General features: G+C 65.3%; 22 protein-coding genes, 1 pseudogene and 1 riboswitch. Of the genes and pseudogenes, 11 read left to right on the top strand and 12 right to left on the bottom strand.

The features are described 5' to 3' along the window. The 3 genes and pseudogenes from cobN to IF809_RS13920 all read right to left on the bottom strand — a co-directional run. Window positions 1-713 (bottom strand): annotated as a pseudogene (gene cobN, locus IF809_RS13930) (cobaltochelatase subunit CobN); the annotation flags it as partial. After that, window positions 713-1,747 (bottom strand): cobalamin biosynthesis protein CobW, encoded by a 1,035-nt coding sequence (gene cobW / locus IF809_RS13925; protein WP_462837845.1) that lies wholly within the window; start codon window positions 1,745-1,747, stop codon window positions 713-715. The pseudogene cobN and the gene cobW, both read right to left, overlap by 1 nt. Further along, window positions 1,744-2,118: a DUF1636 family protein gene (locus IF809_RS13920; protein WP_453979538.1), complete on the bottom strand. Its 375-nt coding sequence runs from the start codon at window positions 2,116-2,118 to the stop codon at window positions 1,744-1,746. The genes cobW and IF809_RS13920 overlap by 4 nt, the downstream gene beginning before the upstream one ends. A 95-nt stretch (window positions 2,119-2,213) precedes the next feature. Next, window positions 2,214-2,433, bottom strand: a riboswitch (cobalamin riboswitch). 41 nt (window positions 2,434-2,474) lie between these two features. Between IF809_RS13920 and cobO the strand changes: the two genes are divergently transcribed. After that, the gene (cobO, locus tag IF809_RS13915; protein ID WP_462837844.1) at window positions 2,475-3,122 is read left to right on the top strand and encodes a cob(I)yrinic acid a,c-diamide adenosyltransferase; all 648 of its coding nucleotides are present in this window, start codon (window positions 2,475-2,477) and stop codon (window positions 3,120-3,122) included. A gap of 7 nt (window positions 3,123-3,129) precedes the next feature. Then, complete coding sequence (locus tag IF809_RS13910) at window positions 3,130-4,578, top strand: cobyric acid synthase (RefSeq protein ID WP_462837843.1); 1,449 nt, start codon at window positions 3,130-3,132, stop codon at window positions 4,576-4,578. Here the strand turns inward: IF809_RS13910 and cobD are convergent. Both cobD and cbiB read right to left on the bottom strand, forming a co-directional pair. Then, window positions 4,567-5,532 carry a threonine-phosphate decarboxylase CobD gene (gene cobD, locus IF809_RS13905; RefSeq protein ID WP_462837842.1) on the bottom strand — a complete coding sequence of 322 codons (966 nt, stop codon included), beginning with the start codon at window positions 5,530-5,532 and terminating at the stop codon, window positions 4,567-4,569. The genes IF809_RS13910 and cobD overlap by 12 nt on opposite strands. Window positions 5,533-5,543: 11 nt before the next feature. After that, window positions 5,544-6,485: an adenosylcobinamide-phosphate synthase CbiB gene (gene cbiB, locus IF809_RS13900; protein WP_462837841.1), complete on the bottom strand. Its 942-nt coding sequence runs from the start codon at window positions 6,483-6,485 to the stop codon at window positions 5,544-5,546. Window positions 6,486-6,606: 121 nt separating this feature from the next. Here cbiB and cobU point away from each other — a divergent pair, with 121 nt between their 5' ends. From cobU to IF809_RS13870, 6 genes are all read left to right on the top strand, one after another. After that, window positions 6,607-7,113: a bifunctional adenosylcobinamide kinase/adenosylcobinamide-phosphate guanylyltransferase gene (gene cobU, locus IF809_RS13895; RefSeq protein WP_462837840.1), complete on the top strand. Its 507-nt coding sequence runs from the start codon at window positions 6,607-6,609 to the stop codon at window positions 7,111-7,113. Next, window positions 7,110-7,895: an adenosylcobinamide-GDP ribazoletransferase gene (gene cobS, locus IF809_RS13890; protein ID WP_462837839.1), complete on the top strand. Its 786-nt coding sequence runs from the start codon at window positions 7,110-7,112 to the stop codon at window positions 7,893-7,895. The genes cobU and cobS overlap by 4 nt, the downstream gene beginning before the upstream one ends. Before the next feature lie 3 nt (window positions 7,896-7,898). Beyond that, window positions 7,899-8,531: a 5,6-dimethylbenzimidazole synthase gene (gene bluB / locus IF809_RS13885; RefSeq protein ID WP_462837838.1), complete on the top strand. Its 633-nt coding sequence runs from the start codon at window positions 7,899-7,901 to the stop codon at window positions 8,529-8,531. Window positions 8,532-8,695: 164 nt separating this feature from the next. Continuing rightward, the gene (locus tag IF809_RS13880) at window positions 8,696-9,604 is read left to right on the top strand and encodes an alpha/beta fold hydrolase (RefSeq protein ID WP_462837837.1); all 909 of its coding nucleotides are present in this window, start codon (window positions 8,696-8,698) and stop codon (window positions 9,602-9,604) included. Between the two features lie 95 nt (window positions 9,605-9,699). Next, window positions 9,700-10,671 carry a 2,3,4,5-tetrahydropyridine-2,6-dicarboxylate N-succinyltransferase gene (dapD, locus tag IF809_RS13875; RefSeq protein WP_462837836.1) on the top strand — a complete coding sequence of 324 codons (972 nt, stop codon included), beginning with the start codon at window positions 9,700-9,702 and terminating at the stop codon, window positions 10,669-10,671. 23 nt (window positions 10,672-10,694) lie between these two features. Beyond that, window positions 10,695-11,594, top strand: a complete 900-nt coding sequence (locus IF809_RS13870) for a hypothetical protein (protein ID WP_462837835.1) — start codon at window positions 10,695-10,697, stop codon at window positions 11,592-11,594. Window positions 11,595-12,089: 495 nt separating this feature from the next. On the opposite strand, the gene IF809_RS13865 is transcribed toward IF809_RS13870, so the two are convergent. Beyond that, complete coding sequence (locus IF809_RS13865) at window positions 12,090-13,001, bottom strand: LysR family transcriptional regulator (protein ID WP_164938771.1); 912 nt, start codon at window positions 12,999-13,001, stop codon at window positions 12,090-12,092. Window positions 13,002-13,129: 128 nt separating this feature from the next. Here IF809_RS13865 and IF809_RS13860 point away from each other — a divergent pair, with 128 nt between their 5' ends. Further along, window positions 13,130-14,068, top strand: coding sequence for a ring-cleaving dioxygenase (locus tag IF809_RS13860; protein ID WP_128967184.1), 939 nt, complete (start codon window positions 13,130-13,132; stop codon window positions 14,066-14,068). Continuing rightward, window positions 14,065-14,685 (top strand): alpha/beta hydrolase, encoded by a 621-nt coding sequence (locus IF809_RS13855; protein ID WP_128967185.1) that lies wholly within the window; start codon window positions 14,065-14,067, stop codon window positions 14,683-14,685. Before IF809_RS13860 ends, IF809_RS13855 begins: the two co-directional genes overlap by 4 nt. A 308-nt stretch (window positions 14,686-14,993) precedes the next feature. On the opposite strand, the gene IF809_RS13850 is transcribed toward IF809_RS13855, so the two are convergent. The 6 genes from IF809_RS13850 to IF809_RS13825 all read right to left on the bottom strand — a co-directional run bounded on the left by IF809_RS13850 (window position 14,994) and on the right by IF809_RS13825 (window position 21,909). Further along, the gene (locus IF809_RS13850) at window positions 14,994-16,487 is read right to left on the bottom strand and encodes an ABC transporter substrate-binding protein (protein ID WP_128967186.1); all 1,494 of its coding nucleotides are present in this window, start codon (window positions 16,485-16,487) and stop codon (window positions 14,994-14,996) included. Window positions 16,488-16,545: 58 nt separating this feature from the next. Further along, window positions 16,546-17,550, bottom strand: a complete 1,005-nt coding sequence (locus IF809_RS13845; protein WP_462837834.1) for an ABC transporter ATP-binding protein — start codon at window positions 17,548-17,550, stop codon at window positions 16,546-16,548. Then, window positions 17,547-18,560 carry an ABC transporter ATP-binding protein gene (locus IF809_RS13840; RefSeq protein ID WP_462837833.1) on the bottom strand — a complete coding sequence of 338 codons (1,014 nt, stop codon included), beginning with the start codon at window positions 18,558-18,560 and terminating at the stop codon, window positions 17,547-17,549. The genes IF809_RS13845 and IF809_RS13840 overlap by 4 nt, the downstream gene beginning before the upstream one ends. A gap of 2 nt (window positions 18,561-18,562) precedes the next feature. Then, window positions 18,563-19,456, bottom strand: a complete 894-nt coding sequence (locus IF809_RS13835; protein ID WP_128967189.1) for an ABC transporter permease — start codon at window positions 19,454-19,456, stop codon at window positions 18,563-18,565. Then, window positions 19,453-20,403, bottom strand: coding sequence for an ABC transporter permease (locus IF809_RS13830; protein ID WP_462837832.1), 951 nt, complete (start codon window positions 20,401-20,403; stop codon window positions 19,453-19,455). Before IF809_RS13830 ends, IF809_RS13835 begins: the two co-directional genes overlap by 4 nt. An 84-nt stretch (window positions 20,404-20,487) precedes the next feature. Further along, window positions 20,488-21,909 (bottom strand): amidase, encoded by a 1,422-nt coding sequence (locus IF809_RS13825; RefSeq protein ID WP_462837831.1) that lies wholly within the window; start codon window positions 21,907-21,909, stop codon window positions 20,488-20,490. A gap of 123 nt (window positions 21,910-22,032) precedes the next feature. On the opposite strand from IF809_RS13825, the gene IF809_RS13820 reads away from it, so the two are divergent. Continuing rightward, the gene (locus IF809_RS13820; protein WP_128967191.1) at window positions 22,033-22,920 is read left to right on the top strand and encodes a LysR family transcriptional regulator; all 888 of its coding nucleotides are present in this window, start codon (window positions 22,033-22,035) and stop codon (window positions 22,918-22,920) included. The last annotated feature ends 2 nt before the right edge of the window (window positions 22,921-22,922 follow it).

The following is a 22,922-nucleotide window of genomic DNA, read 5'->3' as shown; positions in this document are numbered from 1 at the left end:
GATGTGTATAAGAGACAGCCGCAGGTATCAAAGCCCTTCTCGTGCAGCGCCGCAATCAGCGCATCGACCGGGCCGGTGTCCGCGGCAGTGAGATAGGAGCGATAGAACGTCACCAGCACGCGTGGTTGACCCTCGCCGTCCGGCGGCGCGGCAATGACACCCCGCGCCGGATCGTAAAAACCCATCTCGGGCACGGCCATCTCGCCGGTAACAGGACCGGCATAGAGGCCAGAGGCCAGCGCGAGCTGCGCAATCGCCGCCTGCGCCGCGACCGGACCGCCGGTGTCGCAAAGCACCTTGAGCCGGCGCAGCGTCGAGGCCGGCAAGGTCGAGTATGCATCGAGCCGCAAATCGTCGCGGCCGTCGGCCGGCAGCACGGCCAGCACGATGTTGCGGTCCTTTGCGAGCTGCTGAAGTGCCGCAAGTCCATATTGCCAGTAGGACTCGCCACCGATCAGACGCACCAAAATGCCGCGCGCCTGCGACAGCGTGCGCTCGATATAGGTGTCGACCGACAGTGGGTGACGCAGTTCCGCGAGATTGGCCAGCCGCAGCGACGGCAGGCTGTCGCGGCCCCGCCGCCACCCGGCCGCGAACGCCGCGAGATCGGAATCCGAGAATGAGAGCACCACGAGATCGGCCGGATCCTGGCCGATATCCCTTGGCGTCGCGGTCTCTTCCAGACCACGGCTCTCGCGGAAGACGACGTGCATCAGACTCCCAATCCGGCTTTGATCGCGGCCTCGTCGATGTCGCCGTGCTCGCCGATCACCACGAGCTTCGACTGCCTGTTGCCCGCGCCCCAGGGCTTGTCGAACTGATGGCGCACGCGCTCGCCGACCGCCTGCAGCAGCAGCCGCATCGGCTTGCCCGCGACCGCGATATAACCCTTGGCGCGCAGCACATTCTGCTCGCGTGCCAGCTTCTGGACGGATGCGACCAGCGCGTCGACGTCGGCAACTTCAGGAAGATCGATCACGACGGAAGCGAAATCGTCGTGCTCGTGATCCTCCTCGCCGTCATGGTGCGAGGGACGCGCGGCAAGATCGTTCTCCGCGGCAGCACCGAGTCCGAGGATGACGCGCGCATCGATCGCACCATCCGTCACGGGCAGCATTGGCACGCGGCGTGGCATCTCGGCGGTGATCGCAGCCTTGGCGGCCTCGATACCCGCGGTGCCCGCAAGATCGGCCTTGGTCAACAGCACGATATCGGCGCAGGCGATCTGGTCCTCGAACACTTCGGACAGCGGCGTCTTGTGATCGAGATTCTCGTCCGCCGCGCGCTGCGCCTCCACTGCATCCGGATCCGGCGCGAAGCGGCCGGCGGCGACGGCCTCGGCGTCGGCCAGCGCGATCACGCCGTCAACCGTGATGCGCGAGCGGATCTCCGGCCAGTCGAATGCCTTGAGCAGCGGTTTCGGCAGCGCCAGCCCCGACGTCTCGATCAGGATGTGATCGGGGCGCACCGGGCGCGCCAGCAATTGCTCCATGGTGGGAATGAAATCGTCGGCAACGGTGCAGCAGATACAGCCATTCGCGAGCTCGACGATGTTCTCTTCCGGGCAATTGGCATCGGCGCAAGACTTCAGGATTTCGCCATCGACGCCTTCGCTGCCGAACTCGTTGACGAGCACCGCGAGCTTCTTGCCGCCTGCATTGCTGAGCAAATGCTGGATCAGCGTGGTTTTGCCGGAGCCGAGAAAACCCGTGACAACAGTGACCGGAACTTTTGCGAGCGAGTTCATTCGGCGGCCTCCGGCAACGCGACAATGGGGGGAATGCGGGCAAGCGATTGCTTGCGGAAGATTTCCGGCCGGCTGCGCCAGGGCACCAGTCCATCGGGCGCCGCGGCATAGGCGGCGGCGCCAGCGACCACGTCCTGCGCATTCGCATCCGACAGCCGGCCATAGACATAGGACCAGCGGCCGGGTGCGCTGAGCGCGACCGAGCAGCCCTGGCTGCATGCAGAGAGGCATTCGACGGGAACCACGCTGACGCCCTCGGGCACGCCGGCTTCCAGGATCGCGCCATGCAGACGCTTGCCGGGCGTGACCTCGCCCTCGCCCAGCGTCTGGCCGGCGCGGCAGGTGATGCAGACATGAAGTGTGACGGTCATCGCCTCTTCCAGATTATTCAGCGGGAGGCGAAGAGGCGCACGGACCCTGACTTGCGAGGCCGCTTCCCCGTCGCGGAACACCCCGTCCGCCGGTCCAAAACTCGTCCGCGCTGGCAGGTCTCCCGGCTTGCGGAGCAGGGTCTTTGCCCTTCGATCCCCGCCTTCCCGATCCCTGGGGGATCAGTGGCTTCGGGCATCTCTCCGGTCACGGTCGCGGGGGCGGCTGCATTTTGGACCCAAATCCTGCCGATTCGGACCCTATCGCATTCCCTCTTCGCCTGTCATAGGACAGGAACCAACGCAGGGCCACCATTTGCCGGTGGCCGCCTCTTGTCAAGCCGAAGGACTGTCGTCCCATGACGCCTGAACCGCATACCCAAACGGCCGACGAAGCCGACGCCAGGACTGACGCAAAGCACGCCGCGAAAATGGCGAAGATCAAAGTCGCCCGCGACAAGATCATGGCGACCAAGAGCGGCGAAAAGGGCCTGATCATCGTCCACACCGGCGCCGGCAAGGGCAAATCCTCCTCGGCCTTCGGCATGATCGTGCGCTGCGTCGCCCATGGCTTCCCCTGCGCGGTCGTGCAGTTCATCAAGGGCGCCTGGGATACCGGCGAGCGGCGGCTGCTCACCGGCCATTTCGGCGAACTCTGTCAGTTCCACGCCATGGGCGAAGGCTTTACCTGGGAGACCCAGGACCGCGCCCGCGATATCGCCGCAGCGCGCGCCGGCTGGGAGAAGGCCAAGGAGCTGATATCCGATTCCAATTTGCGCATGGTCGTGCTCGACGAGATCAACATCGCGCTGCGTTACGACTATCTCGACATTGCCGAGGTGGTCGATTTCCTGAGGACCTCGAAGCCGCCGATGACGCATGTCGTGCTCACCGGGCGCAACGCCAAGGACGAGCTGATCGAGATCGCCGATCTCGTCACCGAGATGACGCTGGTGAAACATCCGTTCCGCTCCGGCATCAAGGCGCAGGCCGGCGTCGAGTTCTGAAGACACGATGGCACGCGCGCTGATGATCCAGGGAGCCGGATCGGACGTGGGCAAATCGCTCATCGTCGCCGGCCTTGCGCGCGCCTTCACGCGGCGCGGCTTGCGCGTGCTCCCCTTCAAGCCGCAGAATATGTCGAACAATGCCGCCGTCACCGTCGATGGCGGCGAGATCGGCCGGGCGCAGGCGCTGCAGGCGCTCGCCGCCGGCGTCGAGCCGCACACCGACATGAACCCGGTGCTGCTCAAGCCCGAGACCGACGTCGGCGCGCAGGTCATCGTCCAGGGCAAGCGCATCGCAACCGCGCGAGCGCGCGACTATGCGGCCATGAAGCCGTCGCTGATGGGCGCGGTGCTTGAGAGCTTCGGGCGGCTGAAGGCGCGCGCCGATCTGGTTCTGGTGGAAGGCGCCGGCAGCCCGGCCGAGGTGAATCTGCGCAAGGCCGACATCGCCAATATGGGCTTTGCGCGCAAGGCCGATGTGCCGGTCGTGCTGGTCGGCGACATCGATCGCGGCGGCGTCATCGCCCAGCTCGTCGGCATCAAGACGGTGATCGACCCTGACGATGCCGCGATGATCCAGGGCTTTGTCATCAACAAGTTCCGCGGCGATCCCACGTTGTTCGATGACGGCTACAAGCTCATCGAACAGAAGACGGAATGGCGCGGGTTCGGCGTGCTGCCCTGGTTTGCACGTGCTAGCGAGCTGCCGGCCGAGGACGCGCTGGGTCTGAGTGATGCGCGCAAGCCCGGCCGGACCAAGCTCGCCTGCCTCGCGCTGTCGCGGATCGCCAATTTCGACGATCTCGATCCGCTCAAGCTCGAGCCTTCAGTCGATCTCGTGATGGTGCGTCCGGGTGAAGCGATCCCGGGCGATGTCAGGCTCGTCATCATTCCCGGCTCAAAATCCACCTGCGGCGATCTTGCCTTCCTGCGCGCGCAGGGCTGGGACATCGACCTCTTGGCGCATCACCGCAGGGGCGGCCATGTACTCGGTCTCTGCGGCGGCTATCAGATGCTGGGCCGCAGCGTCGCCGACCCCGAGGGCATCGAAGGTCCCGCGGGCGAAACGCCGGGCCTCGGCCTGCTCGATGTCACGACGCTGATGAGCCCGCAGAAGACGCTGACGCGCGTTGCGGCCGTGCATGCGGCGACGGATCAGCCGATCCAGGCTTATGAGATCCACATCGGCAGCACCGATGGTCCGGACCGCGCGCGCCCGTTCGCAAGACTGAACGGGGAGCCGGAAGGCGCGATCTCGCCCGACGGCCGTGTGCAGGGCAGCTATCTGCACGGCCTGTTCACGTCGGATGATTTCCGCAAGGCGTATTTGGCCAAGCTCAACATTGCCCCGGGCGAAGAGCCCTATCACGCCAGGGTCGAGAGCGCCCTCGACGCCCTCGCCGATCACATCGAACAGCATCTCGACGTGGAAGGCCTGCTCGCGCTAGCGCGCTAGGCCCACGGCGAGACGCTCCCATTCAGCCTCGGGCCCGGGAAGCCCGAGGCGCAACCATGTTGGATGGTCGGCAAAGACACGCGACCAGATATGGCCCCGTGCGAGCTTGTCCCGTGCGGCAAGCGCGTCCGGGGTTTCGTAAAGACGAAACAGCGGCGCGCCACCGACGAGCCGCCAGCCCTGCCCTTGCGCCATCTTATCGAGGCGGGCGCAATCCCGCACGAGCCGCGCTGACGTCGCCTTGGCCCAGACGTCATCGCACAACGCACGGCAGCCGATCGAGATCGCCGCCCCCGACACCGGCCAGGGACCGGACATGGCTGCGAGCTTGCCCACGTCATCCGCATGGCCGATCGCGAAGCCGAGCCGCAGGCCCGCAAGGCCATAGAACTTGCCGAACGAGCGCAGGATTGTTAGCCCCGATCGGTCCGCTTCCGGTGCGAGCGAGAGCTCGGGAACGGGATCGGCAAAACTCTCGTCGATGACGAGGCTACCGACGCGCGGCAACAGCGCGAGCAGATCTGCTGGGAGATAACGGCGGCCGTCGGGATTGTTGGGATTGACGACGATGGCAAGATTGGCCCCCGCTAGCTCATTGAGCTCCCTGACCTCCTCGACCTGCCATCCCGCGGCCGACAGAACCGGCGCATATTCATTATAGGTTGGCGCGAGGATACTCGCCTTTCCAGACGGCGTGAGTTGTGGCAGCAACTGAATGACAGCCTGCGCTCCGCCCATCGCGACGATCGCAGCCTTCGTGCCATAAGCCTGCCGGGCGGCCTGGTGCAGCGCCTCGATCTCGGATCGCGACGGCAGCGCCTGCCAATGATGCGCGGCGATGTCGCCGACGGGATAAGGCAGCCGATTGATCCCGGTCGACAGATCGATCCAGTCTTCCGCGCGCCCGCCAAAACGCTGCTGGGCCAGATCGAGATTTCCACCGTGCTCACGCATGCCCCGTTCTTTCATGCGATGGCCAGGATCGCAAGGACACCTGCGAGTAGCAACATACCGCGTCGGTAGATCGCCAGCGCCTCGGAGATGTCTTCGGCATGCGGATCGCGCGCGCCTTCGTTGAGCCAGGGCTCGTCGGTCGCGTTGCCGTGATAGATGCGCGGCCCGCTGAGCCGTACGCCGAGCGCGCCGGCCATCGCCGCTTCCGGCCAGCCGGCATTGGGCGAGCGATGGCGGCGCGCATCGCGCGTCATGCACGACAGCGCCTCCGATCGCCGCGCTGCCAGCAGCACCAACAGGAATCCGGTCAGCCGCGCCGGGATGAAGTTTGCGACATCGTCGATGCGCGCAGCCGCCCAGCCAAAGGCCTCGTGACGTTCATTGCGATGGCCGATCATGGAATCCAGCGTGTTGATCGCCTTGTAGCCGAGGATGCCCGGCAAGCCGAACAGCGCGCCCCAGAACACTGGCGCCACGATTCCGTCCGAGGCATTCTCCGCGAGACTCTCGATCGCCGCACGCGCGATGCCGGCCTCGTCGAGCGCGGCGGGATCGCGGCCGACGATGCGCGAGACCGCTTCGCGCGCGCCGCCGATGTCGCCTGCCAGCAAAGGAGTTGCGACATCAGCGACATGATCGTGCAGCGAGCGCAGCGCGACCAGCGGCCAGGCCAGGACGCCGACCAGCACGATCTGAATCCACCCCGAGGGAAGTAGGACCTGAAGCAGCCAACCGAGCCCAACCGCCAGCACGATCACGGACAGCGCGCCAGCGACACCAGCGACTCGGCGAATCGCCGGCGGATCGGAGGCGCGATTCCAGCCGCGATCGATGACACCGATCAACCGGCCCAGCCAAGTCACGGGATGGCCGATCCGCGCGAACAGCGGTGACGGCCAGCCCGTGAGGGCATCCACCGCCATCGCCACCACCATCGCGCCCGCAAAACCCATGCCCGCCTCCTGCTCCGCCCCTGTTGCGCAAAGCAAGGGTTGAGCGCAAGCCCCCGGATCCCTGATTTCGGCTTTGTCTTTGGCCGCGATTGGTGATTAGTCAGGCCCACAGGAGATTTTGATGGCCGTCATCTTGATCACGGGCGGAGCGCGATCGGGCAAGAGCGTCCGCGCGGAAGCGCTTGCGCGCAGCTTTCCGGACCAGCCGCCGATCTACATCGCTACGGCCGAGGCGCTCGATGTCGAGATGGAAGCACGCATAGCTGGGCATCGCGCGCGACGCGGAACCGGCTGGATCGAGCGCGAGGCGCCGCTCGACCTCGTGGCCGCGCTCGTCGCGAGCGATGGCGGCGGCGCAAGGCTGGTGGATTGTCTGACACTGTGGCTCTCCAACCTCATGCATGCGGAGCGCGATTGGGAGCGCGAGGTGAGCGAGCTCGCCGCTGCCCTGCCCCGTCTCAAGAGTCCCGTCATCTTTGTCACCAACGAGGTCGGACTTGGCATCGTGCCGGACAACGCATTGGCACGCAGCTATCGCGATGCCGCCGGCATCATGAACCAGACAATTGCTGATGTCGCCGATAAGGTCGAGTTCGTGGTCGCCGGCCTTCCGATGAAGCTGAAATGACGCCGCGCGCCGACATCCTGAAAGACGTCGTAGCTGATCTCAGGATCGCTGCGTCCTTCGTCACGATCATGCCGGTGGCCTCGTCGAAGCCATCAGGCGACGGCGCCATCGCACGCGCAACCTGGGCGCTGCCGGTTGCGGGACTGCTGGTGGGGCTTGCGGGCGCACTGACCTACAAGATCGCAATCCGCCTTGGCCTCGCGCCCAATCTCGCCGCCTTGCTCACACTGGCAACGACAGCCCTCATCACCGGCGCGCTGCATGAGGATGGGCTCGCCGACACCGCCGATGGTCTCGGCGGTGGACGCACGCGCGAGCGCAAGCTGGAGATCATGCGCGACAGCCGGATCGGGACCTATGGCGTCTGCGCGCTGATCCTGTCGTTCGGCTTGCGCTGGAGCGCGCTGGTCGCGATCGCCAGTCCGTCGGGCGTGATGCTCGCATTGATCGCGGCACATGCCGCGTCACGCGCGGGCGTGCCGGCCTTCATGTCGCTGGTGCCCCCGGCGCGACGCGACGGACTTGCGGCCAGTGCTGGCACGCCGCCGGGCCGCAGTGTCGCTATCGCCTTCGCTGTTGGAACGCTCGCGCTTGCCCTTGCGCTCGGGCCTGCCAAGGCGCTGGTCGGCCTGGTCCTGCTGTCGATTGCGGGGTTGACGCTGGCGCGGCTCGCGATCCGTCAGATCGGCGGACAAACCGGCGATATCCTCGGCGCGTTCGAGCAGACGTGCGAGATTCTGATTCTGCTGGTTGCCGCAGCCTTCCTTCATGCGGGAGGATGAGCCGTGGTCGAGTTCGACGACACCTTCCGCCGGCAATTGCGCGAGCTGTTCGTGTGGCGCCGCGACGTGCGCCACTTTCGCACCACAGCGCTGCCTGACGGCGCCGTGGAGCGGCTGATCGAGACGGCCTGTCTGTCGCCGTCGGTCGGCTTGAGCCAGCCGTGGCGCTTCGTCATGGTCCACGACGCCGCGCGGCGTCGCGCGGTGATCGACGATTTCAGGGCGTGCAACGCCGAGGCGCTGAATTGCTATTCCGGCGAGCGCGCCAGCCGCTATGCCGCGCTCAAGCTCTCAGGCCTCGAACAGGCTCCCTGCCACCTGGCCATCTTCGCCGACAAGGCAAGCGACATCGGCCATGGTCTCGGCCGCGCCACCATGCCGGAGACTTTGGAATATTCCGTGGTCGCGGCCATCACCGCGATGTGGCTCGCCGCGCGCGCCGAAGGCATTGGGATTGGCTGGGTCTCGATCCTCAGTCCGGAGCGCATCCATGCGGTGCTCGACGTCCCCGCCTCCTGGAAATTCATCGCCTATCTCTGCATCGGTTATCCCGAGGCGGAGTGCGACCAGCCCGAGCTCGAGCGGACGAAGTGGGAAATCCGCCGCAACCCGGACGAATTCACGCTAAAGCGGTAGTCGGTCGCCCGAGCTATCCTCGTCATTGCGAGCGAAGCGAAGGAATCCAGTATCTTGCTGACGCAGCGCTTCGCGCGGCGTCGACGAGGGCGCTGGACAATATGCTCGCACCGGCCCAGGAAGGTACGGCTGCACACTGAAATCAGGAATCACAGGAGCCGTCCGTGCGCGCAAGATGCCTCGCCATTCTCCTCACGCTGCTCGCGCCTGCCGCCCATGCCGAGGGGGCGTTCCCGTCAACCTTCCAGGTCAAGACCGTCCCGGCCAACGGCACGCAAATTCATGTGCGCGTCGGCGGCAAGGGACCCGCCGTGATCCTGATCCACGGATTTGGCGACACCGGCGACATGTGGGACAAGCTCGGCGCGGATCTTGTGCGCGACCACACCGTGGTCGTGCCGGACCTGCGCGGCATGGGCCTCTCGGCAAGGCCCGAGAGCGGCTATGACAAATGGACCCAGGCCGCCGACATGCGCGGCGTCTTGCAAGCGCTAGGCATCGAGAAGGCCGTCGTCATCGGACACGATATCGGCACCATGGTGGCCTATGCCTATGCGGCGCGATACCGCGACCTGACCGAAAAGCTGGTCGTCATGGATGCCCCGGTGCCCGGCGTGCCGCCGTGGGACGAGATCGTGCGCAGCCCGCAGCTCTGGCACTTCGATTTCGGCGGCCCCGACATGGAGCGGCTGGTCAGGGGGCGCGAGCGCATCTATCTCGACCGCTTCTGGAACGAGTTCGCGGGCACGGCGTCGAAAGTCACGGAAGCGACGCGACGTCACTACGCAGAGCTCTATGCGCGGCCGGGCGCGATGCATGCCGCCTTCGCGCAATTCAGGGCGATCCGCACCGACGCCGAAGACAACAAGAAGGCGATCGCGACCAAGCTGACCATGCCCGTGCTCGCCATCGGCGGCGAGAAATCCTTCGGCAAGATGGAAGCTGTCGTGATGCGGAACGCGGCGACCGACGTCACCGAGGCGGTGATTCCCGGCGCCGGCCACTGGCTCATGGAGGAAGACCCGGCGGCGACCATCAAGGCGGTCCGCGCGTTCCTCGACGGCAAGAAATAAGCCGACAAGCCGGGCTGACGCGCCTCAGCCCGGCTTTCCCCCTGGCGAGAACTCGCGTATCCACTGCGTGAAAGATTGCAGGGGGAGGAATTCAGATGGCGATGGAGCTCAAGGGTGCGCGGGGCGAAGGCTTTGCGACGATTGCCGCGGACGGCCGCGTGCTGGATTCCTGGTTTCTTCAGCCGACCCTGGTTGCGGAGGACGGCAAGGCGGCAACGGTCCGGCTCACGAACGAGGAGATCGTCAAATCGTTGGGGTCGTCCGCCGACGGATATGCGCGCCACGACGACATCCGCAATGTCGACATCGTTGCCATCCGGACAGAGATTGGCTCCCTCGCATCCGCACCGACGGACGTGCACGACGCCTATTTGCGGCTCCATCTGCTGAGCCACCGGCTGGTCCAGCCGAATGGCCTGAACCTCGACGGCATATTCGGTCTGTTGCCCAACGTTGCCTGGACGACATCAGGTCCGTGTGACCCCGTCCGCGTCCCGGAAGCGCGCCTCCTGGCGCGAAAGCGTGCCCTCCCCTTCGAGGTGGCGGGAATCGATAAGTTTCCGCGCATGACCGATTATGTGACGCCTGCGGATGTGAGGATTGCTGATGCGGATCGCGTCAGGCTCGGCGCCCATCTGGCTGCGGGCACGACGGTCATGCATGAAGGCTTTTGCAATTTCAATGCGGGCACGCTCGGTCCCTGCATGGTCGAGGGGCGCATCAGCGCCGGCGTGGTGGTGGGAAGCGGCAGCGACATCGGCGGCGGCGCGTCGATCATGGGGACGCTTTCGGGAGGCGGAAAAGAGAAGATCACGGTCGGTGAGCGCTGCCTGATCGGAGCCAACGCCGGCATCGGCATTTCACTGGGTGACGATTGCATCGTCGAAGCCGGCTGTTACGTCACGGCAGGCGCGCGCATCCTGTTGGAAGATGGGCGGGTCGTGAAAGCCAAGGAGCTGTCCGGCGAAAGAGGCCTGCTCTTCCGTCGCAATTCGCAGAGCGGCGCTCTCGAGGCAACAAGACGCAAAGGCAATTGGGGCGGGCTCAACGCGCAGCTTCACGGCTAGCGTACAGCCCAAATGAACCTTGCTTGCGCTGTCCGCGTCAAATGAAAACCTCAGCCTCAGACCGCGAGGTATCACGCACCGGTGCCTTCCATGCGAGTAGGTCGTCGGAAAGCACCCATCGATGTTTCCGGCGGGACATTTTGCAACGACAGATCGCCATGCGCTGGCCTCTTCCTGCCCTCCAAATCGTCGTCGCGTTCGCGAGCGCGTTCAATGTCATCCGTTTCAGGTTGGACAACCTGCTCCTGGAGGGGGCCGCCGAGCTCGATCGCCTGACGCTTGCTGCTCTCGTCACGATTGCCGTGCTCACGGCTGCCGTCCTCGCGCTCTGTTGGCGGGTTCCTGCCGCGACGACGCGGGGCACGACACTGGCGCTTGTCCTGGTCGCGTTGACGGCGCTGTCCGGATTTGTGCCGCAAACGGTTCAGAAGGAGCGCCGTACCGCCGAGCACGTTGCAAGCCAGGCGCAAGCAGAGCGCCGCGAGCAGACGTTTGCGCGCGAAATGCAGGGATGGGCCGATGATATCGACAAGCGCATCGCTGGACCGCATCCGCTTGAGCCAGACCAGGCCTGGGCCTTTCTCGATGCCGTCAGCAGTGCCGGCTACAGGGACGATGGCCCCAACCCTCTGAGCGCGCGAGCCCTGGAGCTGCTGCAAAAGGCGCTCGCCGCAGAACTCCTCGACGTCAATGCCGAAGTGCCCGGCCATCGGCTCAAGGATCCGACCGCCCGATCGCTGTTCCTGCAGTTCTATAAGGAACGCATCGAGCCGCTCCGATATTCGCTTGCGAAGCAGGATTGGGAGATCATGCGCCTGCTCGCGACCAGGGCCGAGCTTTTGCAGCCTGATGCTGCGCCCCTGGTCGCAGATCTCAAGAAAACAATGGTGCCGGGTCCATCGCGGTTCATCAGCCTGAAGTAGGGTTCGCCCGTCGGCGCGTAGGATTGTTTGCGAAAGCTACCGCAATTATTTCGCGTAGGTTCGTGCCATGACTGCGTATCGTCACGACGTTGGTCCCGCGCGGATGCTTCGCGCGACGTCTCCTGAAATGCATGGATACGACCGATGTCATCGACGAGCGGTGATCGAGAGAGAGGGTTTCGCAAGGGCTCGACTCGTCCCACGAGCTACGAGCTTATAGCCCAAGCAGTGCCTTGAAGCCGTATCCAAGCAGAACGCCCGAAGCAGTCACAGTCGCCGTGGCAGCATTTGCAACGATTCCATCCTTGACCTCAGTCAGATACTGAAAGACGATCGGCCTAATAAGCGCGGCAACCATCTCGGTGCGCACTTGGGGAGCCTTCAGGAACGTCGTGCGGCGGAAATTTCGGCCTCACGCTGGCCCCGTTCTCCACTGCTGTTTGGGATCCCGCGGACATCGACAGGGTGGCTGCACAACGATTCTACGCGGCAACTTCACCACCTCCGCACGCCCGCTTCATCCTCCCGCCCAAAGCGCTCGACCAGAAAATCGATGAACAGCCGCACCTTCACTGACAGATGCCGCGTCGGCGGATAGACCGCATAGAGCGCCAGCGGCGGCGCGGAATAATCGTCCAGAACGATCTGCAGTTCACCCTTCTTCAACGCATCCGCGGCGATGAACTCGGGCAGTAGCGCGAGGCCCCTGCCCTTGATCGCGGCATCGCGCAGCACCTCGGCATTGTTGACGCAGAGCGACCAGGACGGCTGGATCCAGTGATCGCCATCGCGGCCGGACAGCTTCCACTGATTGCCCGTCAGCAGGAAGCCGTAAGTGAGCGAGACATGCTCGCGCAGATCCTGCGGATGCCTTGGCGACCCGTGATACGCGAGATAACCGGGCGAGGCGCAGATCATGCGCGGCACCGGCATGATTTTTCGCGCGATCAAGCTCGACGATTCCAAATCCGCAATCCGCAGCGTCACATCAAAGCCGTCCTGGACGGGATCGAGCAAATCGTCGCTGAGCACGATCTGGAGCTGAAGCTCCGGATAGCGCGCCATGAAATCGGCGAGCACGGGCCCGAGCTGCATCGTGCCGAACGACATCGGCGCGTTGACGCGGAGCAGTCCACGCGGCGCCGACTGGGCCTGCGTCACCGCCTGGTCGGCGGCCTCGATCTCCGAGAGGATCACCACCGCGCGCTCGAAATAGCGCTGGCCGTTTTCGGTTGGGCTGGCGTGGCGGGTGGTCCGGTTCAGGAGCTGGACGCCCAGGCTCTCCTCGAGGTCGGCGATGTATTTGCTGATCGCCGAGCGCGACAGGCGCAGCTGCCGCCCGGCTTCGGCAAAGCTGCCGCTTTCGACCACCTTCACGAAGGCCCGGAGGCTGGCGACCTTATCCAAGGGCCCGCCCTGGCGATTGTTTCCAAATCGTAGACATAGCCGTCATATTTGCACGGATTGTCTTCAATCCAAAGCGGAACAATATTTCCGCCAGAGCAAGACCGCTCCCCACGACCAGGAGGACGACAATGTCTGGACTGCACCATGTCACCGCGATTGCCGGCGACCCCATCCGCAATTTCGGCTTCTACACCAGGGATCTCGGCCTGCGCTTCGTCAAGAAGACGGTCAATTTCGACGATCCCGGCACCTATCACTTCTACTATGGCGACGAGACCGGCCGCCCCGGCACCATCCTGACCTTCTTCCCCTGGGCCGGCGTGTCCCCCGGGCGCCGCGGCGTCGGTGAGACCCATCAGACCGCCTTCCGCGTGCCGCAGCGCTCGCTCGGCTATTGGACCCAGCGCTTTACCGAGAAGGGCGTCGCCTACGAGGCGCTGGAAAAGCGCTTCGGCGAATCCGTGCTGCCGTTCACCGATCCTGACGGTATGGCGCTCGCGCTCGTCGGCATCCCCGGCGCCGAGAACGAGCCGGGCTGGAGCAATGGCGAGGTGCCGGCCGAGCACGCGATCCGAGGATTCCACGGCGTGACCCTGCTGCTCGACAGCGCCGCGAAGACGGCTTCCGTCCTCACCGACGTGCTCGGCTTCAAGGAGACCGGCCGCGAAGGCTCGGTGATCCGCTTCAAGGCGCCGGGCGATGCCGAAGGCAGCGTCGTCGACATCTACGAGGCCAAGGGCTTTCTGCGCGGCCATCAGGGCGGCGGCTCCGTCCATCACATCGCCTTTCGTGCGGCCGATGATGCCGAGCAGGGCAAGATGGCCGAGAGGCTCGTCAGCGATCACGGCCTGCACCCGACCGAGCAGCGGGATCGCAACTACTTCCGCTCGATCTACTTCCGCGAGCCCGGCGGCGTGCTGTTCGAGATCGCGACTGATATCCCCGGCTTCGCCGTCGACGAACCCGTCGCGACGCTCGGACGGGACCTGAAGCTGCCCAGCTTCCTCGAGCCGCATCGCAAGCAGATCGAGGGCGTTCTGCCGAGCCTCGAAGAGACCGCGTCATGACCGACTTCATCCATCGTTTCGAGCCCGCGCGCGACGCGGGCTCTCCTCCGCTATTGCTGCTCCACGGCACCGGCGGCGACGAGAACGACCTGCTCGGGCTCGGCAGGATGATCTCGCCAGGCTCGGCGCTGCTCTCGCCGCGCGGCCGCGTGCTCGAGCACGGCATGCCGCGCTTCTTCCGCCGACTCGCCGAAGGGGTATTCGACGAGGACGATGTCCGCCAGCGTGCGCTCGAGCTTGGCGAGTTCATCGCGGAGGCGCAGAAGCGCTACGGCATTGCTGCGCCCGTTGCGGTCGGCTTTTCCAACGGTGCCAACATCGCCGCCGCGCTGTTGCTGCTGAAGCCGGACATACTGTCAGGTGCGGTGCTGCTGCGTGCGATGGTGCCGCTGTCGGATCCGCCGAAAGCGGAGCTTGGCGGCAAGCACGTGCTGCTGCTGTCAGGGCAAGCCGATCCGATCGTGCCGGCAAGCAACTCGGCGCGTCTCGCAGCGCTGTTGTCGGAAGCAGGTGCGCATGTGGATCACAAGGTTCTGCCGGCAGGCCATCAGCTATCGCAGGCCGACGTGACGCTGGCGCGCAACTGGATCGGCGGCATCAACGCGAAGGCAGCCTGAACGAGCAAGCGGCGCATCGTTTTCGAACGGTGCGCCACCGCGCTCACGCCAAGCAGCCGCGTCACGGGGCCACGGTTTCGGAATTACCGATCGTGCCATCATGCCAGTGTTTTGCCCGACGGGTCAAATCGAGCGCGAATTTGCGTGGGGACGCCGAGCTCTCCGGGCAAGTCTTGGAGGAACCAGGCTCGGCTACTGTGCATGGGGTTGTTTTGCAGATTTCGTTTGAATGGGCTCAAAACAAATGACCTCTCCCCGACGGGGAGAGGTCATAATCGCGGGCGGCCGATTTGACTTGAGCGACGACCCTACTCCCAGGACCAGGCTGAGAAGTCGTTCTCGAACTGCGGGACTTCCTTCCAGACGCCCTTCAGCTTCTTGCTGATGACGGTCGGCCATTGCGGCTGGAACAGGAAGCCGGCCACCGCATCGGTCGCCAGCATCTTCTGGGCATCGCCGAGCAGTTTTGCACGGCCGGCCTCGTCGGGCGTCGCGACGATCTGCTTGTAGAGCGCGTTGAACGCTTCGTTGTTGTAGCCGAGATAGAAGTCCGGCTCGGTCAGCTTGACGAGGTCGAACGGCTCGACATGGGAGACGATGGTCAGGTCGTAATTGTGCGGCCCGTTGGGCGCGAACACCTGCGACAGCCACTGCGCCCACTCGACGTTCTCGATCTTGGCGACGATGCCGACCTTGGCGAGCTGGGCTGCGACGATCTCGCCGCCCTGCCGTGCGTAAGGCGGCGGCGGCAGCTTCAGGCTGAGCTCGAGCGGCGTGGTGATGCCGGCCTCAGCCAGCAGCTTCTTCGCCTTCTCGGGGTCGTAGGGATTGATGCCCGTGGTGTCGACATAGCCAAGCGAGCCCGGCGTGTAGAAGCTGCCGATCGGCGTGCCGAAACCTTCGGCTGCTCCGTCGATCAGTGCCTTCCGGTCGATGGCGGCGAGGATGGCGCGGCGTACCCTGACGTCGTCGAGCGGCTTCTTCTTTTCGTTGATGGCCACGATGGTCTTGGCCTTCGAACCGCCGATCAGCACGGTAAAGCGCGGGTCAGCCTTGAATTGAGCGACGACGCGGGTTGCGATGCGCGGAAACGCGTCCACGTCACCCGAGAGCAGCGCCGCGGCCTGCGCGGCTGGATCGGAGATGAAGCGGATCGTCACTTTCGACAGCTTGATCGCGGATGCGTTGCGATAGTCGGCCCATTTGTTCAGCGTGATCGACGAGCCCTTGGCCCAGGCCCCTAACTGATAGGGCCCGGTGCCGACCGGCTGCGTCACGTTGGTCGCCGCGCTTTTCGGCTCGACGATCGAGGCGCTCGCCTGCCCGAGCAGGAACGGCAGGTTCGGCTCGGAGTTCTTCAGGGTGATCACGACCGTGCCGGCGTCGGGCGCATCGACCTTCTCGAAAGCCTGGAACAGGCTCTTGTCCTTGTTGGTGCTGTTCGCGGCCGCGTTGCGCTCGTAGGAGAACTTCACGGCGGCGGAATCGAAGGCTTCGCCGTTCTGGAATTTGACGCCCTTGCGCAGCTTGAACGTATAGGTCTTCAGGTCGGGCGAGGCGGTCCAGCTCTCGGCCAGCAGCGGCGCGACCGAGCCGTCCTCGTTGATCTTGGTCAGGGTCTCGTAGATGTTGTAGAGCGTGACCTCAGCGATGGCGGCAGCCGCGGCGTTGGTGGGATCGAGCCCCGGCGGCTCCAGCGTCATGCCCACGACGACGCTATCCTTCTTGCCCTGCGCCAGCACCGGCAGCGGCGCCGCAGCCAATGCTGCGGCAAAAGCGACGATCGATAGCTTCTTCAACATGCCTGAACTCCCCGGCCTTCTTCTGTCTCTTAGGACTACGCCAATCCTGTCGCCGACATTAACCCTCCATGGCCGGCTGCGGCAATGCCATCACCGCCTCCGCCTTGTGGCAGGCGACAAGGTGTCCCTCGCCCACTCTGCGTAGCAGGGGCGGCACTTCCCGACAATGCTGGTCGGCGAGCGGACAGCGCGCCACATAGGGGCATCCGCTGGCTGCCGCCGATTGCGAAGCGATTACCTGGGCGCCGCGCCGGCGCCGGTCTCCACCGGCACGTGCCCGCGGCACGGCATCCAGCAGTGCCCGCGTATAGGGATGGGCGCAGCGCTCGAACAAATCCTCCGGCCGCCCCTGCTCCACGACCCGGCCGAGATACATCACCGCAACCTCGTCGCAGAGATAGTCGACCACGGCAAGGTCGTGGCTGATCAGGATGTAACTGAGGCCGAACTGCTCCTGGAGGTCCTGCATCAGGTTCAGGACCTGCGCCTGCACGGAGACGTCGAGCGCGGAGACCGGCTCGTCCGCGACGATCAGTTTTGGTTGGGTGATCAGCGCGCGCGCGATCGCGATGCGCTGGCGTTGGCCGCCGGAGAACTCATGCGGATACTTGTCCATGTCCGCGTCTCGCAGGCCGACCTGCTTCAACACCGCGGCGACCCGGGCGCGGAACGTCGTGCGGTCGGCATCGTCGAGCACGGTGAGCGGCTCGGCGACGATGCGCGCAATGGTCTGGCGCGGATCGAGCGATCCATAGGGATCCTGGAACACCATCTGGAAATCGCGCCGCGCGCGACGCAGTTCATCGGGCGAGATGCGGTTGAGATCGCGGCCGAGCAGCGTGACCTCTCCCGCCGTCGGCCGTTCCAGCGCCATCACGACGCGCGCAAAGGTCGACTTGCCCGAGCCGGATTCGCCGACGATGCCGAGGCTCTTGCCGGCCTGGACCTGCACACTGACGCCGTTGAGCGCGCGCACCTCGCCGGGCGGACGGAACAGGCTTTCGCGCGGCAACGTGTAGCGCTGCTCGAGATCTTTGACGTCAAGAAGAGGTGCTGCGCTCATGCGGATAACGCCCCGACATTCGCAGCCATGGAGACATCGGTCCTAATGCAACGCGCGCCGTGTCGGGGGCCGACCTCCACCATCGGCGGCAGCGCCGCCCGGCACGCATCGATCGCGAGCGGACATCGATCGGCGAAGGTGCACCCCACCGGCAGATCGGCGAGCTCCGGCACCGTGCCCGAGATCGTCCTCAGCCGCGTCCCCTTGCGCGCGCCGAGTTTCGGGCGGGCGCGAAACAGGCCTTGCGTATAGGGATGTCCCATGCGGCGGAACACTTCATCGGTAGGCCCGCTCTCGACCACGGTGCCGCCATACATCACCATCATGCGCTGCACGTTCTCGGCAATGACGCCGAGATCGTGCGAGATCAGGATCATCGACATGCCGCGCTCCTCGACGAGATCGGCGATGAGATCGAGGATCTGGCCCTGGATGGTGACGTCGAGTGCGGTGGTCGGCTCGTCCGCGATCAACAGATCCGGCTCGCAGGCAAGCGCCATGGCAATGGTGACGCGCTGGCGCTGGCCGCCGGAGAACTGGTGCGGATAGGCGTCGACGCGCCTCGCCGGATCGGGCAGCCCGACGCGGTCGAGCAAGGCGATCGCTTCTTTTCGCGCCTGCGCGGCCGAATATCCCTTGTGCCGTCGCAGCGGCTCAGCGACCTGATGGCCGATCGTGTGCATCGGATTCAGCGCCGTCATCGGCTCCTGGAAGATCATGCTGATGCGGTTGCCGCGCAGCTTGCAGTAGTCGGCATCCGGAAGCCGCGCGAGCTCGCTGCCGTCAAGCTTGATGCTGCCGGTGATAACAGCGCTCTCAGGCAACAGCCCCATCAACGATAGCGCCGTGACCGACTTGCCGCAGCCGGATTCGCCGACGAGCCCGAGCGTCTCGCCACGCTTCAACGCAAAGCTGACGCCGCGCACGGCCTGCGCCGGGCCGCGGCTGGTGTTGAGACGGACGCCGAGATTGTCGACCTCGATCAGCGGCATGGTCGCGGGATCAGCCATCGTCACCGCTCCCGCGCCAACTTGGGATCCAGCAGATCACGCAAGCCGTCGCCGAGCAGATTGAGACCGAGCACCGCAATCGCAATCGCGGCACCGGGATAGACCGCAAGCATCGGCGACTGGAACAGCATGGTCTGCGCGTCGTTCAGCATGCGGCCCCAGGACGGCTGCGGCGGCTGGGTGCCGAGACCGAGATAGGACAGCGCGGCTTCAGCGAGGATCGCGAGCGCAAACTGGATCGTCGCCTGCACGATCAGGATCGACAGGATGTTCGGCAGCACATGCTCGATGGTGATGCGGAAGGCGCCCTTGCCCGAGGCGCGCGCCGCCAGCACGAATTCGCGCGCCCAGATCGCATTGGCCGAGCCGCGCGTCAGCCGGGTCAAGGTCGGGATCTGGAAAATGCCGATCGCAACGATCGAGGTAACCATGCCCGGCCCTGCGACCGCGGCGAGCATGATCGCCGAGAGCACGGCCGGAAAGGCGAAGGTGAAATCGGAAAAGCGCATGATGATCTCTTCGGTCCAGCCGCGCTTGGCCGAGGCGATCAGGCCGAGGCAGACGCCGAAGGTGAGACCGATGCTGACCGCGATGATGCCGACCAGGATGGTGGAACGCGCGCCGGCGAGCAGCAGCGAGACGATGTCGCGGCCAAAGGAATCGGTGCCGAGCCAGTGTGCCGCCGATGGCGGCCGCAGCTTCGAGGCGATGTCGATCTCGTAGGGCGACCAGGGCGTCCACACCAGCGAAAGCAGCGCCGAGGCAACCACCAGCAGGCTAAGCGCACCGCCCAGCACGAAGCTGCGATGGCGCAGGGCACGTCGCCAGAACGTTCGCGCCGGCAAGGGGCTTGTTGCGACCGGCGCGTCAACGGGCGTGGAAAGCTGCGCGCTCACAAGTCGTGCACCTTGATGCGGGGGTCGATGAAGGCATAGAGCACGTCGACCACGAAATTGACGATGACGACCATGGCTGCCAGCAACATGACGCAGTTGCGCACCACGATCAGGTCGCGGTTGGCAATCGACTGGAAGATCAGCCGGCCGAGACCGGGCAGATAGAACACGTTCTCGATCACGATGGTGCCGGCGAGCAGATTCGCGAATTGCAGGCCCATCACCGTCATCACGGGGATCATGGCGTTGCGCAGCACATGGCTCCACAACACCTCGCGCTTGCCGAGCCCTTTCGCGCGCGCGGTGCGGACGAAATCTTCGCGCAGAACGTCGAGCACGGCCGACCGCGTCACACGGGCGAGGATCGCGGCCTGCACCACCGCAAGCGAGATCGACGGCAGCAGCAGCGATTTGAGCCCTGGCCAGATGCCGTCATCCCAACCGGCAAAGCCCCCGGCGGAGAGCCATTGCAGCCGCACGGCGAACAGCAGGACCAGGAGAATGGCGAACCAGAAGTTCGGCAGCGCGATGCCGATTTGCGTCAGCGACATCACGCCGACGTCGCCGAGCTTGTTGTGGTTGGCGGCGGTGTAGATGCCGGCCGAGAGCGCCAGCACCACGGTGATCAGCATCGACATGATCGCGAGCGGAATGGTCAGCACCAGCCGCTCCGCGATCAGGCTAAAAACCGGCGTACCGTAGACGTAGGAATTGCCGAGATCGCCGACGAGGAGGCCCTTGATCCATTGCAGATAACGGACCGCCAGCGGCTGATCGAGCCCGAGCTTGACGGTGAGCGCACGCACTGCATCGGCAGAGGCATCGGCGCCCATCAGCATCTGCGCGGCATTGCCCGGCAGCGCATCCAGCACCAGGAAAATGATCACGGATGCGCCGACCAGCGTCGCCAGCAATGTCAGGACACGTCGAAGGACAAATACGCTCATGCGCGGTCGGGTTCAGAGCTCATCAGGGCACGATCTACATGTCCGGACGCCCGACGCAAGCCTTTTGCTGCCATCGCCGGCCCCCTAAGCCGGCCAGCGGGAGCGAAGGTCATTCGAGGCTTCGAACAGCGCACTGATGCGCAGCAATTCCGCGTCACGGCGAAAACGGCCGACGAGCTGGAGCCCGATCGGCAGGCCGTCGCGGCCAAACCCGCAGGGCAGACTGATCGCGGGATGGCCGGTCATGTTGAACGGCATGGTCCAGGGGAACCAGTGCGGCCGGACGCTGTCAAACTGCTGGCCATCGATCTCGATGCTGCCGAACAGGTCTTGGTCGATCGGGAGCGCGGTGCGGGTGATGGTCGGCATTGCCAGGAGGTGCCCGCGCGCCAGCAAGGATTGTACGCGACGGAACAACGCCGTGCGCGCGAACATCGCCTCCTGATAGTCGACGCCGCTGACATTGCTCGCCAGCGCGATCTGCTTGCAGAAGGCTTCGCTGAGGGCGTCGCCATGCTCGGCGACCAGCTTTGAAAAGCGCGAGCGCCAGACGGTGTGGTTGATGGCGCGCCAGATCGGCTCGACATCGTAACCCTCGCCGGAAAATTCCTCGAGCTCGGCGCCGAGATTCGCGAGCCGGTCGAGGCTCGCCTTGAAGGCAGTCGCGACATCCGACGACACAGGGCGCCCCGGAGGCGAGGCGCAGAACAGAATCTTATACCCACGCAGATCGCCGCGTGGCGCGGCGGTGCCGATGTAGTCAGGCACGGGCACGCCGATCGACCAGGGATCGCAGGCATCCTCGCCCGCCATAGCCTGCATCATTAAGGCGGTGTCGGCGACGGTGCGCGTGGTCGGCGTCACATAGGTCTGGTTGCCGAACGCGTCGAGCGCCTGGCTGTGCGCGATTACGCCGTTACTCTGCTTCAACCCCACGACGCCGTTGCAGGCGGCGGGGATGCGGGTCGAGCCGCCGCCATCGGTCGCGATCGCCAATGGCGCGATGCCGCTCGCCACCGCAACGGCCGCACCGCCGCTGGAGCCGCCGGAAGACCGCTCCGCACTCCAGGCGTTGCGGGTGCGGCCGAACAACGGTGAATCAGTCAAGCACTTGCTGCCGAATTCCGGCGTCGTCGTCTTGCCGATCAGGATCGCGCCTTCCGCGCGCAGCTTCGCCACCGCGACGGCGTCTTCAGTGGGCGCATTGTCCTTGTAAGGAACGGCGCCGAAGGTGGTCCTCACACCCTTTGTATTGACGATGTCCTTGACCGTCACGGGAAGCCCATGCAGCAGGCCGAGCGGTTCGCCGGCCATCATTTTGCGCTCGGCCTCACGCGCCGCTGCCATCGCCTCGTCGCCGCAGAGCGTGATGAAGCAGTTCAGCTTCGGCTGGAGCGCCTCGGCGCGCGCGAGCACGGCGCCGGTGATTTCGACGGGAGAGATCTGCTTGTTCGCAATCAGGCCACGCAGTTCGGTTGCGGAGAGCAGGCAGGGATCGCCGTTCATCGTCAGATCATGCTCCGAAACGGGCCCTCGTCGGCCCAATGCATTGACAACGAGAATGACAGTTTTGTTAACTCGGCGTCCAATACGTTTTTGACGATTAGCCCATACGTTTTCGGTATGCCTATGGATCTTCGCCGTCTTCGCTATTTCGTCGCCGTGGCCGAGACGCGCAGCGTCGGCAAGGCGGCCGAACGGCTGCGGATGGCGCAGCCGCCACTCTCCGTCCAGATCCGCAAGCTCGAAGCCGAGGTCGGCGCGCCGCTGTTCCACCGCGGCACGCGCGGCATGGACCTGACGGACGCGGGCCAGGCCCTGCTGGCGCGTGCCGGCGAGGCGCTGGCGCTGGCTGCCGATGGCATCGAGGCAGCACGCGCGGTCGCGGCCGGTCGTCGCGGGCGGATCTCCGTCGGCTACATGTTCGTGCTGGCGAATGCCGTGCTGCCACGGCTGATCCCCGAGCTGCGGCGATCCATTCCCGGCGTCGACCTCGATTTCGTCGATCTCAGCGCATCGACACGCGAGGCGCGGCTGCTCGACCGCAGCGTCACGGTGGCGCTGTGCATGCCGGCAATCCACCATCCCGAGATTCAGGTCGCGCGGATCGGTGCGCAACGCTTGATGCTGGCGATGCCGAATCGCTCGCCGCTGGCGCGGCTCGGCGCCGTACCGATGGCGCGTTTGCAAGGCCGTCCGTTAATTGCGCTGCCGCCGCCGGAGCGGGACCCCGCGTCCTCCGCGGTGGCGGCCCTGCTGCGGCGGCATCAGATCGTGATGCCGATCGCAAGTAGGGTCGAGACAGCACATTCGGCGATGAGCCTTGTTCTCGCCGGCGAAGGCTTTGCGATCCTGCCGGCGTGCGCCAAGCTCGGCGCACCGCGCGGCATCGTATTCCGGCCGCTGCGCGATGCGACCGATTCCATCGACATCGCGGTGTGCTGGCGGCGGGACTCGGAGAGCCCGCTGATCCCCAGATTTGTAAAATGCGCCGAAAAAGTTGTGGCGCGGCTGTGACG

The organism is Bradyrhizobium sp. UFLA06-24 (assembly GCF_054967145.1).
This window is presented reverse-complemented; position numbering and strand designations above follow the sequence as displayed.